General features: G+C 45.7%; 15 protein-coding genes. 12 read left to right on the top strand and 3 right to left on the bottom strand.

The features are described 5' to 3' along the window. Positions 1–20 precede the first annotated feature (20 nt). The 9 genes from ACED41_RS00785 (at position 21) to pgpA (ending at position 7,769) form a co-directional block, all read left to right on the top strand. On the top strand, positions 21–1,271 hold the full coding sequence (locus ACED41_RS00785) for a glutamate-5-semialdehyde dehydrogenase (protein WP_017060786.1): 1,251 nt from the start codon (positions 21–23) through the stop codon (positions 1,269–1,271). A gap of 156 nt (positions 1,272–1,427) precedes the next feature. Beyond that, a complete protein-coding gene (gene nrdR, locus ACED41_RS00780; RefSeq protein ID WP_004734394.1) occupies positions 1,428–1,877 on the top strand; it encodes a transcriptional regulator NrdR in 450 nt (149 codons plus the stop codon). A 40-nt stretch (positions 1,878–1,917) separates the two neighbouring features. Next, entirely contained in the window at positions 1,918–2,997 is a 1,080-nt protein-coding gene (ribD, locus tag ACED41_RS00775; RefSeq protein WP_371724333.1) for a bifunctional diaminohydroxyphosphoribosylaminopyrimidine deaminase/5-amino-6-(5-phosphoribosylamino)uracil reductase RibD, read from the top strand. 69 nt (positions 2,998–3,066) lie between these two features. Further along, entirely contained in the window at positions 3,067–3,723 is a 657-nt protein-coding gene (locus ACED41_RS00770; RefSeq protein WP_010436361.1) for a riboflavin synthase, read from the top strand. A gap of 108 nt (positions 3,724–3,831) precedes the next feature. Continuing rightward, positions 3,832–4,941 (top strand): bifunctional 3,4-dihydroxy-2-butanone-4-phosphate synthase/GTP cyclohydrolase II, encoded by a 1,110-nt coding sequence (gene ribBA / locus ACED41_RS00765; protein ID WP_017060784.1) that lies wholly within the window; start codon positions 3,832–3,834, stop codon positions 4,939–4,941. A 295-nt stretch (positions 4,942–5,236) separates the two neighbouring features. Further along, complete coding sequence (gene ribE / locus ACED41_RS00760; RefSeq protein WP_004741508.1) at positions 5,237–5,707, top strand: 6,7-dimethyl-8-ribityllumazine synthase; 471 nt, start codon at positions 5,237–5,239, stop codon at positions 5,705–5,707. After that, complete coding sequence (gene nusB / locus ACED41_RS00755; RefSeq protein ID WP_004734399.1) at positions 5,707–6,174, top strand: transcription antitermination factor NusB; 468 nt, start codon at positions 5,707–5,709, stop codon at positions 6,172–6,174. Before ribE ends, nusB begins: the two co-directional genes overlap by 1 nt. Positions 6,175–6,288: 114 nt before the next feature. Then, a complete protein-coding gene (gene thiL, locus ACED41_RS00750) occupies positions 6,289–7,263 on the top strand; it encodes a thiamine-phosphate kinase (protein ID WP_371724373.1) in 975 nt (324 codons plus the stop codon). Further along, positions 7,263–7,769: a phosphatidylglycerophosphatase A gene (gene pgpA / locus ACED41_RS00745; protein WP_017060782.1), complete on the top strand. Its 507-nt coding sequence runs from the start codon at positions 7,263–7,265 to the stop codon at positions 7,767–7,769. The genes thiL and pgpA overlap by 1 nt, the downstream gene beginning before the upstream one ends. A gap of 135 nt (positions 7,770–7,904) precedes the next feature. On the opposite strand, the gene dxs is transcribed toward pgpA, so the two are convergent. Genes dxs through xseB form a run of 3 tightly spaced genes read right to left on the bottom strand, consistent with a single transcriptional unit; the run spans position 7,905 to position 10,957 of the window. Further along, entirely contained in the window at positions 7,905–9,788 is a 1,884-nt protein-coding gene (dxs, locus tag ACED41_RS00740) for a 1-deoxy-D-xylulose-5-phosphate synthase (protein ID WP_371724332.1), read from the bottom strand. A 21-nt stretch (positions 9,789–9,809) separates the two neighbouring features. After that, the gene (gene ispA / locus ACED41_RS00735; RefSeq protein ID WP_371724331.1) at positions 9,810–10,694 is read right to left on the bottom strand and encodes a (2E,6E)-farnesyl diphosphate synthase; all 885 of its coding nucleotides are present in this window, start codon (positions 10,692–10,694) and stop codon (positions 9,810–9,812) included. A gap of 20 nt (positions 10,695–10,714) precedes the next feature. Then, the gene (xseB, locus tag ACED41_RS00730; RefSeq protein WP_004734405.1) at positions 10,715–10,957 is read right to left on the bottom strand and encodes an exodeoxyribonuclease VII small subunit; all 243 of its coding nucleotides are present in this window, start codon (positions 10,955–10,957) and stop codon (positions 10,715–10,717) included. A gap of 298 nt (positions 10,958–11,255) precedes the next feature. Between xseB and pomA the strand changes: the two genes are divergently transcribed. The 3 genes from pomA to thiI all read left to right on the top strand — a co-directional run bounded on the left by pomA (position 11,256) and on the right by thiI (position 14,747). Next, a complete protein-coding gene (pomA, locus tag ACED41_RS00725; RefSeq protein ID WP_371724330.1) occupies positions 11,256–12,020 on the top strand; it encodes a flagellar motor protein PomA in 765 nt (254 codons plus the stop codon). A gap of 12 nt (positions 12,021–12,032) precedes the next feature. Continuing rightward, positions 12,033–12,980 (top strand): flagellar motor protein MotB, encoded by a 948-nt coding sequence (locus tag ACED41_RS00720; protein ID WP_017060777.1) that lies wholly within the window; start codon positions 12,033–12,035, stop codon positions 12,978–12,980. A 318-nt stretch (positions 12,981–13,298) separates the two neighbouring features. Further along, positions 13,299–14,747, top strand: a complete 1,449-nt coding sequence (gene thiI, locus ACED41_RS00715) for a tRNA uracil 4-sulfurtransferase ThiI (RefSeq protein WP_017060776.1) — start codon at positions 13,299–13,301, stop codon at positions 14,745–14,747. Positions 14,748–15,192: the final 445 nt, after the last annotated feature.

Genomic DNA, 15,192 nt, shown 5'->3' with positions numbered 1-15,192 from the left:
GAATTTAGGGAGAGTTAAACGTGGATTTAACTAACATGGGTATCGCAGCAAAAGACGCTGCTTTCCACCTAGCGACCGCATCTACGGCGCAAAAGAATAAAGCATTGGCGATTATCGCTGATGAGCTAGAAGCAAACGCAACAACGATTTTAGAAGCGAACGCGAAAGACATCGAACTGGGTCGTGAAGCGGGTTTAACTGACGCACTGCTCGATCGTCTACTTCTTAACGAAGAGCGCTTAACCGGTATCGCTAACGATGTTCGTAACGTGATTAGCCTGAATGACCCAGTTGGCAGCGAAATTGACAGCAAAGTACTAGAAAACGGTATGTCACTGTCTCGCCGCCGCGTGCCACTTGGTGTGGTGGGTGTTATCTATGAAGCGCGTCCGAACGTAACCATCGATATTGCAGCTCTGTGTCTGAAGACAGGTAACGCAAGCATTCTACGTGGTGGTAAAGAGACGTTTTTCTCGAACATGGAACTGGTTAAGGTTATCCAGTCTGCATTAGAGAAAGCGGAGCTTCCAGCCGCTTCTGTTCAGTACATCGAGAAGCCTGATCGTGAACTCGTTTCTCAACTGCTTAAACTGGACGACTACGTGGATATGATCATTCCTCGTGGCGGCGCTGGTCTGCACAAGATGTGTAAAGAGAACAGCACCATCCCAGTAATCATCGGCGGCTTTGGTATCAGTCATATCTTCGTTGATGAAAGCGCTGATCTTGAGAAATCTGTCGATGTGGTCGAAAACTCAAAAGTTCAACGTCCATCGGCGTGTAACTCGTTAGATACACTGCTAGTGCATGAAGCGGTTGCTGAAGCTTTCCTAACTAAGCTGAAACAGCGTTTAGCCGGCAAGGTAACCTTAGTTGCTGATACCAGTGCAAAATCGCTGCTAGCGGGTTTTGAAGACCAACGTGATGCGGTTGAAGGCGACTTTGACACTGAATGGCTAAGCTACACGCTAGGCGTGAAAGTGGTAGCGGATGTGGCAGAAGCGATTGACCATATGCGTGTACACAACGCGAGTCATTCAGATGCGATCATGACCAATAGCTTAGAGAGCTCAGAGCGTTTCATTAACTCTGTTGGTTCTGCAGCGGTTTATGTGAATGCATCAACACGTTTCACTGATGGAGCACAGTTTGGTTTAGGTGCTGAAGTTGCCGTGTCTACTCAGAAATTGCATGCTCGCGGCCCAATGGGCTTAGAAGAGCTGACAAGCTACAAATGGGTAGGTAAAGCGAACTATTTAGTCCGCGGTTAACGCTGGTCGTTAATTTTACTCCTCAGCTCATTTTTGAAATGGCGGTCGAGTAGCAATAATCAATGAATCACCACACAAAAGGGCCTTAATTGGCCCTTTTTCTTTCCTAACGTTTGGCAATTCCGTTACACTGATATTCAATTATTTGGAGGTGATATGCATTGTCCTTTTTGTTCAGAGAACGACACTAAAGTAATCGATTCAAGACTGGTAGCCGATGGCCATCAGGTTCGTCGTCGCCGTCAATGCCTTGCATGTAGTGAACGTTTTACTACGTTCGAATCGGCAGAACTTGTGATGCCTAAAGTCATAAAGTCGAATGGAAACCGCGAACCATTTAATGAAGATAAAATGGTGGGTGGTGTACAGCGCGCCCTAGAAAAACGCCCAGTGAGTGCTGACGCGATTGAACTTGCGATCAGTACGATTAAGTCACAACTCCGTGCAACTGGTGAGCGTGAAGTACCAAGCGAGATGATTGGTAATCTTGTGATGGGCCAATTGAAAGAATTGGATAAAGTGGCGTACATTCGTTTTGCCTCTGTTTACCGCAGCTTTGAAGACATCCGAGAGTTTGGCGAAGAAATCGCTAAATTAGAGGATTAACTCCTCAATCATGTCAAACTTTACTCCCCTAGATTTTCAAATGATGTCGCGTGCTATTCAGTTAGCAAAACGCGGCATTTACACTACTGCGCCAAACCCTAATGTGGGTTGTGTCATTGTACAAACCGACGGTCAGATCGTTGGTGAAGGTTTTCATGCCAAAGCTGGCGAACCTCATGCTGAAGTACATGCCATGCGAATGGCAGGCGACAAAGCAAAAGGTGCGACGGCTTATGTCACGCTAGAGCCTTGTTCTCATTACGGTCGAACGCCGCCTTGTGCTGAAGGTTTGATTAAGGCTCAAGTAGCCAAAGTGATTTGTGCCATGCAGGACCCAAACCCAAAAGTCGCAGGTCGTGGTATCAAAATGCTACGCGATGCGGGTATTGAGGTTGAAATCGGTTTGCTAGAGCAAGACGCTCTCGACTTGAACCCTGCATTTATCAAGCGTATGCAAACTGGCATGCCATTCGTTCAGTTAAAGATGGCCGCTAGCCTTGATGGGCAAACGGCATTGGAAAATGGCCAAAGCCAGTGGATCACATCGCCAGAAGCACGTCGTGATGTTCAGAACTACCGAGCAAAATCAGGCGCTGTGTTGTCAACTAGCCAGACGGTGATTGAAGACAACGCGTCGTTGAATGTTCGTTGGGCAGAGTTGCCAAGCAGTATCAAAGGTCATTACGCTGAAGATGAGCTGCGTCAGCCGATTCGCGTGATTCTTGATCGTCAAAACCAACTGCGTCCTGAACTCAAGTTATTCCAGACTCCAACATTGGTGTTGAGAGTTGCCGAAGCATCTGCTGATATTGAAGTCGCAACCACAGATGCAGGTCAGCTCGATTTGCACGATCTGATGCGTCAATTACCTGCCAATCATATCGACCATATTTGGGTCGAAGCGGGCGCAACATTGGCAAAAAGCTTGATTGAAGAGCAGCTGGTGGATGAGCTAATCCTTTATTTAGCACCTAAACTTATGGGCAGTGACGGACGAGGTTTGATGGGTGCATTAGGGCTCACTTCAATGTCTGACGTTATTGACCTAGAAATTAAAGATGTTCGACAGGTTGGTGTGGATATTCGCATCGTTGCGAAACCCGTATTTCGAAACAGATAGTAACGAAACCACAGTGGAAATAGTTACTCCAACTATATACGTGTCGTTGACAACAAAAAGAGTTTTAAAATGTTTACAGGAATTGTAGAAGCCGTAGGTACATTGAGTGCAATCACTCCCCGCGGAGAAGACATCACCGTAACGGTTAATGTTGGTAAGCTTGATATGGCTGACGTTAAGTTAGGCGACAGTATCGCTACCAATGGTGTGTGTTTGACAGTTGTTGAATATAACGACCACAGCTACAGTGCAGATCTTTCGCTTGAGACCCTGAAAAAAACGGGTTTTGTCGATTACCAAGCGGGCGATAAAGTTAACCTTGAGAAAGCAATGTTACCAACCACGCGTTTCGGTGGACATATAGTGTCTGGTCACGTTGATGGCGTGGGTGAGATTGTTGAACGTAACCAAGTTGGCCGTGCGATTGAATTCTGGGTAGAAATGCCAGCAGAAATCTCAAAATACGTGGCTCAAAAAGGCTCAGTAACAGTTGATGGCATTAGCCTGACTGTGAACGATTTACGTAAGAACGCATTCAAGCTGACTATCGTTCCTCATACTTCTTCAGAAACCACCATCGACCAATTCAATGTCGGTCGTAAAGTGAATCTAGAAGTTGATGTATTAGCACGTTACATGGAGCGTTTACTGCAAGGTCAGCAACAAGAATCTGAGCCTGAATCTCGATTAACGATGGAATTCTTACAGCAGAATGGTTTTGCCTAACCGTTGATACAAAGTGCGTTAAGCGAGACTTTGTAAAGCGAAGCAATATCATCAGGTTTAAATAGTGTCGGTTCTAGGAAGCAGAACCATTTCAAAGGATATAGAACAATGCCAATTAGTACTCCTCAAGAAATTATTGAAGACATTCGCCTAGGAAAAATGGTTATCCTGATGGATGATGAAGATCGCGAAAATGAAGGCGATCTGATCATGGCAGCAGAACATGTGACGCCAGAAGCGATTAACTTCATGGCGATGTACGGCCGTGGTTTAATTTGTCTGACGCTAACCAAAGAGCGTTCAAACCGCATGGGTCTAGCGCCTATGGTTCAAGATAACAACGCACAGTACACCACTAATTTTACTGTTTCGATTGAAGCGGCAGAGGGCGTAACAACGGGTATCTCTGCATCAGACCGTGCAGTGACGGTTCAAGCGGCAGTGGCGAAAGATGCGAAAGCGGCTGATCTTGTTCAACCTGGTCATATTTTCCCACTGACAGCGCAAGATGGCGGTGTTCTGACTCGCGCAGGACACACAGAAGCAGGTTGTGATTTAGCACGTCTTGCAGGCTGCGAGCCAGCATCGGTTATCGTTGAGATCCTTAACGACGACGGTACTATGGCTCGTCGCCCTGACCTTGAAGTGTTTGCTGAAAAACACGACATCAAGCTAGGCACGATTGCTGACTTGATTGAATACCGCAACAACACAGAAACAACGATTGAGCGTGTAGCACAATGCCATTTACCAACAGAGTTTGGTGATTTCGAGCTGGTGACTTACCGCGATACAATTGATAACCAGATCCACTACGCGATGCAAAAAGGCGACCTATCTGAAGGTGCTCCTTTGGTACGTGTTCACCTGCATGACACGTTCACCGATCTGCTTCATTCAGACCGTGGTACTGAACGCAGCTGGTCGCTAGATAAAGCGATGAAGCGTATTGGCGACGAAGGCGGTGTGTTGGTTATTCTTGGCAACGAAGAGTCGTCTGATTCTTTGATTCACAAAGTGAAGACATTCGAAGCGCAAGACAAGAACGAGCAGCCAACTATGGCGAAGAAGCAGGGTACCTCGCGTCGTGTTGGTGTCGGTTCTCAGATTCTTCAAGATCTAGGTGTGCACGATATGCGTCTGCTTTCTTCAAGCACTAAGCGTTACCACGCATTGGGTGGTTTTGGCCTTAACGTTGTTGAGTACGTTTGCGAATAAACCATGCGTTAGTAAGCAGACGTTTCTCCGTTTGTAGCAACATAATTTACCGATGATTTCAGTGGCCCTTTTGGTGATAAATCTTGCCAAAAGAGCAAAGTAGCCAAGTCCGACTCAAAACGTGTTCAACACACAAACTTGGTTACTCGCTGTTCCTATATGCTTGGGATCAGCGCTGCATTATCATCTTTACATTGCCGGTGTCTGTTCTTCTAAATTACCATTAGATATTGCTCACAGTTTTGTGCTAGAATCCGGCGATTCTCACTTGATGAAAATAGTTAAAGGAAGGCTTATGAAAGTGATCGAGGGTGGCTTCCCAGCGCCAAATGCAAAAATTGCTATCGTTATTGCTCGTTTCAACAGTTTTATTAACGAAAGTTTACTTTCTGGTGCAATCGATACTTTAAAGCGTCATGGACAAGTAAGCGAAGACAACATCACTGTTGTTCGTTGCCCTGGTGCAGTAGAACTTCCACTTGTAGCGCAGCGCGTTGCAAAAACAGGTAAGTTCGATGCGATTGTATCTCTTGGTACAGTAATTCGTGGCGGTACACCTCACTTTGACTATGTTTGTAGTGAATGTAATAAAGGTTTGGCACAAGTGTCTCTGGAATATTCTCTTCCAGTAGCGTTTGGTGTTCTTACTGTTGATACGATCGATCAAGCTATTGAACGCGCAGGAACCAAGGCTGGTAATAAGGGTGCAGAAGCAGCACTTAGCGCACTTGAGATGATCAACGTTCTTTCTGAAATCGATTCCTAATGGGGGCCAGTGTGAAACCAGCCGCACGTCGTAACGCACGTCAATTTGCTCTACAAGCAATTTATTCTTGGCAAATTACTAAAGAAAATATTGCTACCGTTGAAGAACAGTTCTTATCTGGTGGTAAGTATGATGAAGAAGAGCATCATGCTGCAGAGCCTGCTCTTGCTATGCCAGAAACAGACGTTGCATACTTCCGCGACCTACTAACTGGTGTTGCTCTTAGCCACATGGAACTTGATAGCAAGCTTCGTCCATTCGTATCTCGCCCTATGCAAGATCTGGATCTGATGGAACTAGCGCTTCTACGTTTAGCTATGTACGAGATGACTCGTCGCGAAGATGTACCATACAAAGTGGTTATCAACGAAGCTATCGAGCTTGCAAAAGTATTTGCAGCAGAAGACAGCCATAAGTTTGTTAACGGTGTGCTTGATAAAGCTGCACCGCACGTTCGTAAGAAATAAGACGTTCGTATATTGAATCTAAAGGTCAGCTTTTATGCTGGCCTTTTTTGTAACTAAATTTCTGTAATATCCATGATTACGGCGATTTTTATGAGACTAAAGATAGGGCATGTGATGTCTGGCGAATTTAACCTGATTGAAAAATATTTTGTAAATCGACAACCACAACGTAAAGACGTTCTTCTAGCTGCTGGCGATGATTGTGCTTTGGTCAAAGCGCCGGGCAATGTTGAGATAGCGATCAGCACGGACACCTTAGTGGCTGGTACCCATTTCTTAGCTGAGGCGAATCCGGCTTGGGTGGCACACAAAGCGTTGGCTTCCAATATCAGTGACCTTGCTGCAATGGGCGCGACGCCTGCTTGGGTGTCTTTTGCTTTAACCATGCCTGAAATCGATGAAGCATGGCTTGCTCCCTTCTGTGACTCCTTTTTTAAACTCGCAGACTACTTTGGTATTCAGTTAATTGGTGGCGACACAACCAAAGGTCCACTAAGCCTGACACTGACGGTACAGGGCTTTGTTCCTGAAGGACGAGCGCTGCGCAGAGATGGCGCGAAAGTTGGCGACTGGATTTACGTAACAGGTAATCTAGGTGACAGCAAAGCTGGCTTAGAAGTGTTACTTAACCCTGAGCAGAACAGAGTGAAGCCCTATGCTGCAGAGCTTGAAGAGAGACATTATGTGAGCGCCCCACGAGTGTTAGCGGGTCAGGCTCTAGTGAACCTTGCTTCATCTGCGATTGATATCTCTGATGGCGTTATTGCTGATTTAAAACATATCCTTAAGCGTTCTCAAGTTGGCGCGAGTATTGATGTAAGCACGTTGCCTATCTCTCCAGAGTTACGTCAGTTCGCTCCTGATATCACATCAGCTCAGCAGTATGCGCTAACGAGTGGTGAAGAGTACGAACTGTGCTTTACTGTACCGGAAGAGAATAAAGGGTCGTTGGAAAGTGCTTTGTCACATACAGGTACAAAAGTCACCTGCATTGGCCAGATAAGACCTGTAGAATATTTTGAATTACACAATAATGGTGAACCACTAAGCTGGAACTTAACTGGTTACGATCACTTTAAGGTTAATTGATGACAAACCCACTTTCTCTTATTTCTCTCAAAAACCCTTGGCATTTCTTAGCAACGGGTTTTGGCAGTGGCTTATCGCCTATTATTCCCGGCACAATGGGCACGCTCGCGTCTATTCCGTTGTACCTGTTGTTGGTTCAGTTACCGTTTCCTGCTTACGTAGCTGTGGTGGTGGTAAGCTGCATTATTGGTATTAAGATCTGCCAAGTAACGTCTGACGATATGGGCGTGCATGACCACGGTTCTATTGTTTGGGATGAGTTTGCGGGCTTTTGGATCACCATGAGCTTAGTGCCTATGCTGAATATCCCTGCCGATGACTGGAAATGGCTTCTGACTGGTTTTGTGCTTTTCCGCTTCTTTGACATGGTAAAACCTTGGCCGATTGGTTGGCTAGATGCGCGAATTCACGGCGGCTTGGGTATCATGATTGACGATATTGTAGCGGGTATTATGGCGGCTATTTCGTTGTATGCTGTAGCTCATTTCGCAGGTTGGTTAGTGTGAGCTAACTGAAGGATTAAGGTTTAGTTGGCGATACACCAAACTAATTAGCAGATACTAAAAAGGTTGACCCTAGGGCCAACCTTTTTTGTTTGCATAGCTTACGAGCTTACGAGCTTACGAGCTTACGTATTAAAGCTACTTGGCAAGATAGTCAGTGATAGACTTCTCAATCCCTTGCGCGTCCAAACCAAGCTCTTCGTGCAGTTCACCTTGCGTACCTTGAGCAATGAACTTGTCTGGCAGGCCAAGGTTCAATACTGGCATCAGCAGTTTCTCTTGCATCAAGAATTCAATCACACCTGCGCCCGCACCACCTGCAATCGCATTCTCTTCGATAGTTACCAGAATATCGTGGTCAGCAGCAAGTTGTTTGATCAGAGCTTCATCGAGCGGTTTCACAAAGCGCATATCTGCAACTGTCGCATCGATGGCGTCAGCGGCTTGAAGTACACTCTCAAGGAAAGTACCGAAGCTTAAGATAGCGACTTTCGAGCCATCTTTTGCTTTTTCGCTTTCGCGAACGATACGACCTTTACCAATCTCAAGCGCGGTAAATTCACTTTGTATCTCAGTGCCCATACCATTACCGCGAGGGTAACGAACGGCACTTGGACCTGTGTGCTGGTGGCCGGTGTAAAGCATTTGGCGACATTCGTTTTCGTCGCTTGGCGCCATGATCACCATGTTTGGAATACAACGCATAAAGCTTAAGTCGAACGCACCTTGGTGTGTTTGACCATCAGCGCCGACAAGACCAGCACGGTCAATAGCGAACATGACAGGTAAGTCCATGATAGCCACATCGTGGATCAGTTGATCGTAGCCACGTTGTAGGAACGTCGAGTAGATAGCGACAATCGGCTTATCACCCGCAATCGCCATACCGGTTGCTAGCGTCACAGCATGCTGCTCAGCAATCGCTACGTCGAAGTATTGTTCTGGGTACTCTTTCGAGAAACGCACCATGCCAGAGCCTTCACGCATTGCAGGCGTGATCGCCATCAGCTTAGGATCTTGCGCGGCCATATCACACAGGAAGTCGCCAAAAATCTTAGAGAAAGTTGGTTTAGAGCTGGTGCTCTTAGGCAGACTTGAGTGTGCTGGATCGAATTTCGGTACGCCGTGGTAACCGATTGGATCTTTCTCAGCTGGCTCGTAGCCTTTGCCTTTCTTAGTCATGATATGCAGGAACTGAGGACCTTTAAGGTCTCTCATGTTCTTAAGCGTTTTAATCAGCTCATTGACATCATGACCATCAATTGGGCCAATGTAGTTAAAGCCTAACTCTTCGAACATGGTGCCAGGGACTACCATGCCTTTTAGATGTTCTTCTGTACGACGAACCAGCTCTTTAATCGGCGGAACGCCTGATAGCACTTTCTTGCCGCCCTCACGAATTGACGTGTAAAGACTGCCAGAAAGAACTTGAGCTAGGTGGTTGTTTAGCGCACCTACGTTTTCAGAGATCGACATCTCGTTATCGTTCAGGATAACCAGCATGTCATTGTGAATATCGCCCGCATGGTTCATGGCTTCAAATGCCATACCTGCTGTAATCGCGCCATCACCAATCACACTCACGACTTTACGGTTCTTGCCTTCTTTCTTCGCACTGATAGCCATACCAAGTGCAGCACTGATCGACGTTGAAGAGTGACCAACAGAAAGGGTGTCGTATTCGCTCTCTTGACGCCATGGGAATGGGTGCAGTCCATCTTTTTGACGGATAGTCGACAAGCGGTCGCGACGACCTGTAAGAATTTTGTGCGGGTATGCTTGGTGGCCAACATCCCAAACCAACTGGTCAAAAGGCGTGTTGTACACATAGTGCAGAGCAACAGTCAGCTCTACTGTACCTAAGCCTGACGCTAAGTGACCACTTGACTGGCTCACTGAGTTAAGAAGGTAGGTACGTAATTCATCACAAAGCTGTGTCAGCGTCTCTTTTGGAAGTAGACGCAAATCCTCTGGCTTATCAGCCAAAGCAAGAGTTGGGTACTTTGATATATCAAGAGTCATAGGTAATGCGCGCTTATTGTCTTAGTTCTTGCGCTCGATGACGTATCGGGCGAACTCTTCGAGTAACTGGGTATTGTATGGGATTGCAGCCAAAGCTTGAAGTGCTTCCTGTAGCAGAGTTTGCGCTTTTTCTTGAGCGCCCTCTAAACCTAGCAAAGAAGGGTAGGTGCTTTTGTTCAATTCTTGGTCAGAACCCTGTGGTTTACCCAAAGTTTCAGTATCGCCAGTGATATCTAAAATATCATCTTGAACCTGGAATGCTAATCCAATGGCATCGGCGTACTTGTCTAATTGAGGCATCACTTCAAACGCTTTTTCACCAGCAGTAAGCGCACCTAAACGAATCGCACATTTCATTAACGCGCCCGTTTTATTGCGGTGAACTTCTTCTAACTCTTCTAGCGTGACAGAGCGGTTTTCAGCTTCAATATCAAGTGCTTGTCCAATACACATACCTTGTGCACCAGAGGCTTCAGCTAGGCGTTGAATCATTCGAACGCGATTGCTTTCACCGTCAGCACTTAATGTACCTTCCGCAAGTATAGTAAACGCGAGAGTTTGTAGTGCATCGCCAGTTAAAATTGCCGTTGCTTCATCGTATTTGATGTGACAAGTCTGATGGCCACGACGCAGTTCATCATCGTCCATTGCTGGAAGGTCGTCGTGAATCAGAGAATAGGCATGAATACATTCGATTGCAGATGCTGGAGTGTCGAGTTCTTCAGCGGTGCAGCCGAGCATTTCCCCTGTAATGTAGACAAGAAATGGACGTGCGCGTTTACCGCCTAAAAGTAATCCATAACGCATCGCGTTGATAAGATTCTGATTTTGGTGTGGTAGGCGATCAAGCCAAAGGTTCAATTGCTCGTTATTACGTGCTTGATAAGACAATAAAGTCTCGATCATAGGGGATCTCATACAATTCGTTATTCAGGTTGTGGGTTAAAGTCACTCAGCTCTGCATTTTCATCATTTTGCAGTAGGATGCTAACACGTTGTTCAGCATCGTTTAGTTTACTTTGACCGGCACGAGCGAGGGAGATGCCTCGTTCGAATTTTTTCAGCGCATCATCTAAAGCTAGATCACCATTTTCTAGTTGATCAACCAAGCCATCAAGCTCTTCGATTGCTGCTTCAAAGCTCATATTTTCAGGTTTCTTAGTAGCCATAATAAATCTGCGTTTGGAAAGATGAACGAACGTTACCCTAGGCCGCTGAGATGGTCAAATGTAACCAAGAAATTTTGCTAGAAAGTTCGTTTTTAAGGGGCTTGAACGCACTTTGCTTGAATAACCTTAGCTTTATCGAGTTTATGCGCTACGTATAAGAGCAAAGTAAGCCAATAGTTGGGATTCAAAAACGAAAAGTGTGATACTTAGGCCAAGAATTTACTAAAAGATCTTATAGTCTTGCCGATACAAAGATTATCGTCGACATAGAGCTACAAAAAAGCATGAGGAGTGCTCAGTGGATTTAGCAACCCTAATAGGTTTGATTGGTGGATTTGCCTTTGTAATTATGGCAATGATCCTAGGTGGAAGCCTCGGGATGTTCTATGACACGACATCCATTTTGATCGTAGTTGGTGGCTCAACTTTTGTTGTTCTAATGAAGTTCACCATGGGACAGTTCTTTGGCGCGACTAAAATCGCAGGCAAAGCTTTTATGTTTAAAGCGGATGAGCCTGAAGATCTTATTGCGAAAGTTGTAGAGATGGCTGATGCGGCTCGTAAAGGTGGTTTCTTAGCACTGGAAGAGATGGAAATTAACAACAGTTTCATGCAAAAGGGCATCGACCTATTGGTAGATGGCCATGACGGTGATGTGGTACGCGCTGCACTGCAAAAAGACATCGCATTAACCACAGAACGTCACGAACAGGGCGCGAAAGTGTTCTCTGCATTTGGTGATGTTGCCCCTGCAATGGGCATGATTGGTACCTTGGTTGGTCTGGTTGCCATGCTTTCGAACATGGATGATCCAAAAGCGATCGGTCCTGCGATGGCGGTAGCACTTTTAACCACTCTATATGGTGCGATTCTTTCGAACATGGTGTTCTTCCCAATTGCCGACAAGCTTGCGCTGCGTCGTGACCAAGAGACACTCAACCGTTGTTTGGTTATGGATGGCGTACTCGCGATTCAAGATGGTCAGAACCCACGAGTAATCGATGGTTACCTGAAGAGCTACCTAAACGAAGGTAAGCGTACGATTGATGGTGAACCTGCGTAAGAGGAGTTGAAGATGGATGAAGAAAATCCATGTAAATGTCCTCCTCCGGGGTTGCCTCAATGGATGGGGACATTTGCTGACTTGATGTCACTGCTGATGTGTTTCTTCGTACTGTTGCTCTCATTCTCTGAGATGGACGTACTGAAATTCAAACAGATCGCTGGCTCGATGAAATTTGCGTTTGGTGTACAAAACCGCTTGGAAGTGAAAGATATTCCTAAAGGCACCAGCATCATTGCACAAGAGTTCCGTCCTGGTCGCCCAGAGCCGACACCGATTGATGTGATCATGCAGCAGACGATTGATATTACGCAACAAACGCTTGAGTTTCATGAAGGTGAATCTGAGCGTGCTGGCGGTACCATGCGTGACCAAGGCAAGATGACCGGAGGCAAGTCGCCAGAGGTTTCGACTCACGACAATCAAAACTCTGAGTCAGACCAACAGCAACAACAAGCTGAAGCTCAATCGCAAGAGATGGAAACCTTGATGGAAAGCATCAAGAAGGCGTTGGAGCGAGAGATAGACCAAGGCGCGATTGAAGTTGAAAATCTTGGCCAGCAGATTGTGATTCGAATTCGTGAGAAGGGTGCATTCCCATCGGGTTCTGCTTTCCTACAGCCTAAGTTCCGACCTTTGGTGAGACAGGTTGCTGAGTTGGTGAAAGATGTTCCGGGTATCGTTCGAATCTCAGGGCACACCGATAATCAACGTCTTGATTCCGAGCTTTATCGCTCTAATTGGGACTTGTCATCACAGCGAGCAGTGTCTGTTGCTCAAGAGATGGAAAAGGTGCGTGGTTTCTCTCATCAACGCTTGAGAGTACGCGGCATGGCGGATACCGAGCCAGTCGAGCCGAACGATACTGAATGGCAACGTAGCCTCAACCGCCGCGTTGAAATCAGCATCATGCAGGGCGAGCCGCTTTACAGTGACGAAGTACCTGTTATTAATGAATAGCCGATACGTGCTCACGCGGTAGCATGCAGATAGCATCGAAAGCCCAACCTTATAATGAGGTTGGGCTTTTTGTTTGCTGGTCTTCAATGGTTCTCTCTGCGGCATTTATGTCGTTTCGAAACCTGCTACTGTTAATAACAAGCGGTTTAATGATGGTGTTACAGCAAGCACTCTTTTCCTTGCTTCACTTTCTCATGTATAATTCGCGCCCTTAGATTTAGATATGATCTATTCTTGCTTCAAGTGCTGTGTAAATTCTCTAATTTACTTGGCGATGAGCGTTTTCAAAATTTTGAACATTAATGTTGTGAAAGTACTATGAAATTTATTGTTAAGCCCCATCCGGAAATTTTTGTAAAAAGTGAATCGGTGCGTAAGCGCTTCACAAGGATTCTAGAGTGCAACATTCGTAACGTTATTCAACGTCGCTGTGAAAGTGTTGCGGTATTCAACCGTCGCGATCATATTGAAGTGACGTCTGAGAGTGACCAGTACTACGCAGAAGTGTTAGAGGCTCTGACTCACACTCCAGGTATTCACCACTCTCTTGAAGTTCAACAGTCTGAATTCAAAGACTTGCACGATATTTACGAGCAAGTACTAGAACGCAGCCGTGCTGACATTGAAGGCAAGACTTTCTCTGTACGTGCTAAGCGTCGTGGTAAGCATGACTTTACCTCTATTGAACTTGAGCGCTACGTAGGCGGCGGTCTAAACCAAGCAGTTGAGTCAGCGAAAGTTCGACTTAAGAACCCTGATGTAACCGTTAAGGTTGAAGTGGCTAACGACAAGCTAAACCAAGTTCTAGCTCGTCACAAAGGCCTCGGTGGCTTCCCTCTTGGTACTCAAGAAGATCTACTGAGCTTGATCTCTGGCGGCTTTGATTCTGGTGTTTCAAGCTACCTGCATATCAAACGCGGCTCTAAGGTTCACTACTGTTTCTTTAACCTTGGTGGCCCAGCGCACGAGATTGGCGTTAAGCAAGTGGCTCACTACCTATGGAATAAATACGGCTCATCTGCAAAGGTGAAGTTCATTTCTGTAGACTTTGAACCAGTGGTTGCTGAAATTCTTGAGAACGTAGAAGACGGCCAAATGGGCGTTGTTCTTAAGCGTATGTTCATGCGTGCTGGTGGTATGGTTGCAGAGCGCTTCGGTATTGAAGCTCTAGTAACGGGTGAAGCACTTGGTCAGGTTTCTAGCCAAACGCTAACTAACCTTCGCCACATCGACAACGTGACAGATACTTTGATTCTTCGTCCGCTTATCAACTGGGATAAAGAAGACATCATTGACCTTTCTCGTATCATCGGTACTGAAGACTTCGCTAAGGTAATGCCTGAGTACTGTGGTGTTATTTCTAAGAAGCCAACAGTGAAAGCGAAGAAAGGCAAACTGGAAGCAGAAGAAGCTAAGTTTAACTTTGAAGTGCTGGATCAAGTGATCGAGAACGCTCGTGTTATGGATATCCGTGACATCGAGAAAGAGAGCCAAGAGCAAGCGCCTGAAGTTGAACAAGTTCAAGCTGTTGCTGAGCACGCTATCGTTCTTGATATCCGTAGTCCAGAAGAAGAAGACGAAAGCCCATTAGAGATCGAGGGTGTTGAAATTAAACACATCCCATTCTTCAAGCTTTCGACTCAGTTTGGCGACCTAGACCAAGCGAAAGAGTACTTGCTGTACTGTGACCGTGGTGTAATGAGCCGTCTACAGGCACTTTACCTACAAGAGCAGGGCTTCCATAACGTTAAGGTTTACCGCCCATAGTGGTGTGTTGACCAAGCGTTAATCATTTTGCAAAGCCGTTTACTGAAAAGTAAGCGGCTTTTTTATTTTCTATTGTGAATGATTTACAGTAGTCAGACAGAGGCGTGAGTTTGGGCGTGCTATCGTCATGCTCAGCTTTGAAATTTTTGATTGATAGAAAGAGTGTGTTCTAAACGGGTTTATAAGTACCGAAGAAGTGTGAGTATCTTGAAGTATTCTGTTACTTTTTAGTGCAACTCAATGGTGCTATTTGTATGTGTTCAGTTGATTATTTGAGTGGGTGTCTGATTCTGTGATTGGCGATGAAAAATAATAAAGATTAATTAGCACAGCTATTGATAAACTTGTTGTTACATTTCTTTGCACATAAAAAAACACCGCCCATAAGGCGGTGTAAACAAATTTGACAGACAGGTCAAAATAAATACAGGAAGTACATGCCTCG

The sequence above is a fragment of the Vibrio sp. 1F255 genome, from assembly GCF_041439145.1.
In the GTDB taxonomy this organism is placed as follows: Bacteria; Pseudomonadota; Gammaproteobacteria; order Enterobacterales; family Vibrionaceae; genus Vibrio; species Vibrio crassostreae_C.
The sequence above is the reverse complement of the archived record's forward strand: the minus strand, read 5'-3'. Positions and strand labels throughout refer to the sequence as shown.

Excerpts from the sequence above, each read along its gene's own strand:
- nrdR (WP_004734394.1), top strand. The coding sequence starts at position 1,428 with ATGCATTGTCCTTTTTGTTCAGAGAACGACACTAAAGTAATCGATTCA.
- ribD (WP_371724333.1), top strand. The coding sequence starts at position 1,918 with ATGATGTCGCGTGCTATTCAGTTAGCAAAACGCGGCATTTACACTACT.
- ACED41_RS00770 (WP_010436361.1), top strand. The coding sequence starts at position 3,067 with ATGTTTACAGGAATTGTAGAAGCCGTAGGTACATTGAGTGCAATCACT.
- ribBA (WP_017060784.1), top strand. The coding sequence starts at position 3,832 with ATGCCAATTAGTACTCCTCAAGAAATTATTGAAGACATTCGCCTAGGA.
- ribE (WP_004741508.1), top strand. The coding sequence starts at position 5,237 with ATGAAAGTGATCGAGGGTGGCTTCCCAGCGCCAAATGCAAAAATTGCT.
- nusB (WP_004734399.1), top strand. The coding sequence starts at position 5,707 with ATGGGGGCCAGTGTGAAACCAGCCGCACGTCGTAACGCACGTCAATTT.
- thiL (WP_371724373.1), top strand. The coding sequence starts at position 6,289 with ATGTCTGGCGAATTTAACCTGATTGAAAAATATTTTGTAAATCGACAA.
- pgpA (WP_017060782.1), top strand. The coding sequence starts at position 7,263 with ATGACAAACCCACTTTCTCTTATTTCTCTCAAAAACCCTTGGCATTTC.
- dxs (WP_371724332.1), bottom strand. The coding sequence starts at position 9,788 with ATGACTCTTGATATATCAAAGTACCCAACTCTTGCTTTGGCTGATAAG.
- ispA (WP_371724331.1), bottom strand. The coding sequence starts at position 10,694 with ATGATCGAGACTTTATTGTCTTATCAAGCACGTAATAACGAGCAATTG.
- xseB (WP_004734405.1), bottom strand. The coding sequence starts at position 10,957 with ATGGCTACTAAGAAACCTGAAAATATGAGCTTTGAAGCAGCAATCGAA.
- ACED41_RS00720 (WP_017060777.1), top strand. The coding sequence starts at position 12,033 with ATGGATGAAGAAAATCCATGTAAATGTCCTCCTCCGGGGTTGCCTCAA.
- thiI (WP_017060776.1), top strand. The coding sequence starts at position 13,299 with ATGAAATTTATTGTTAAGCCCCATCCGGAAATTTTTGTAAAAAGTGAA.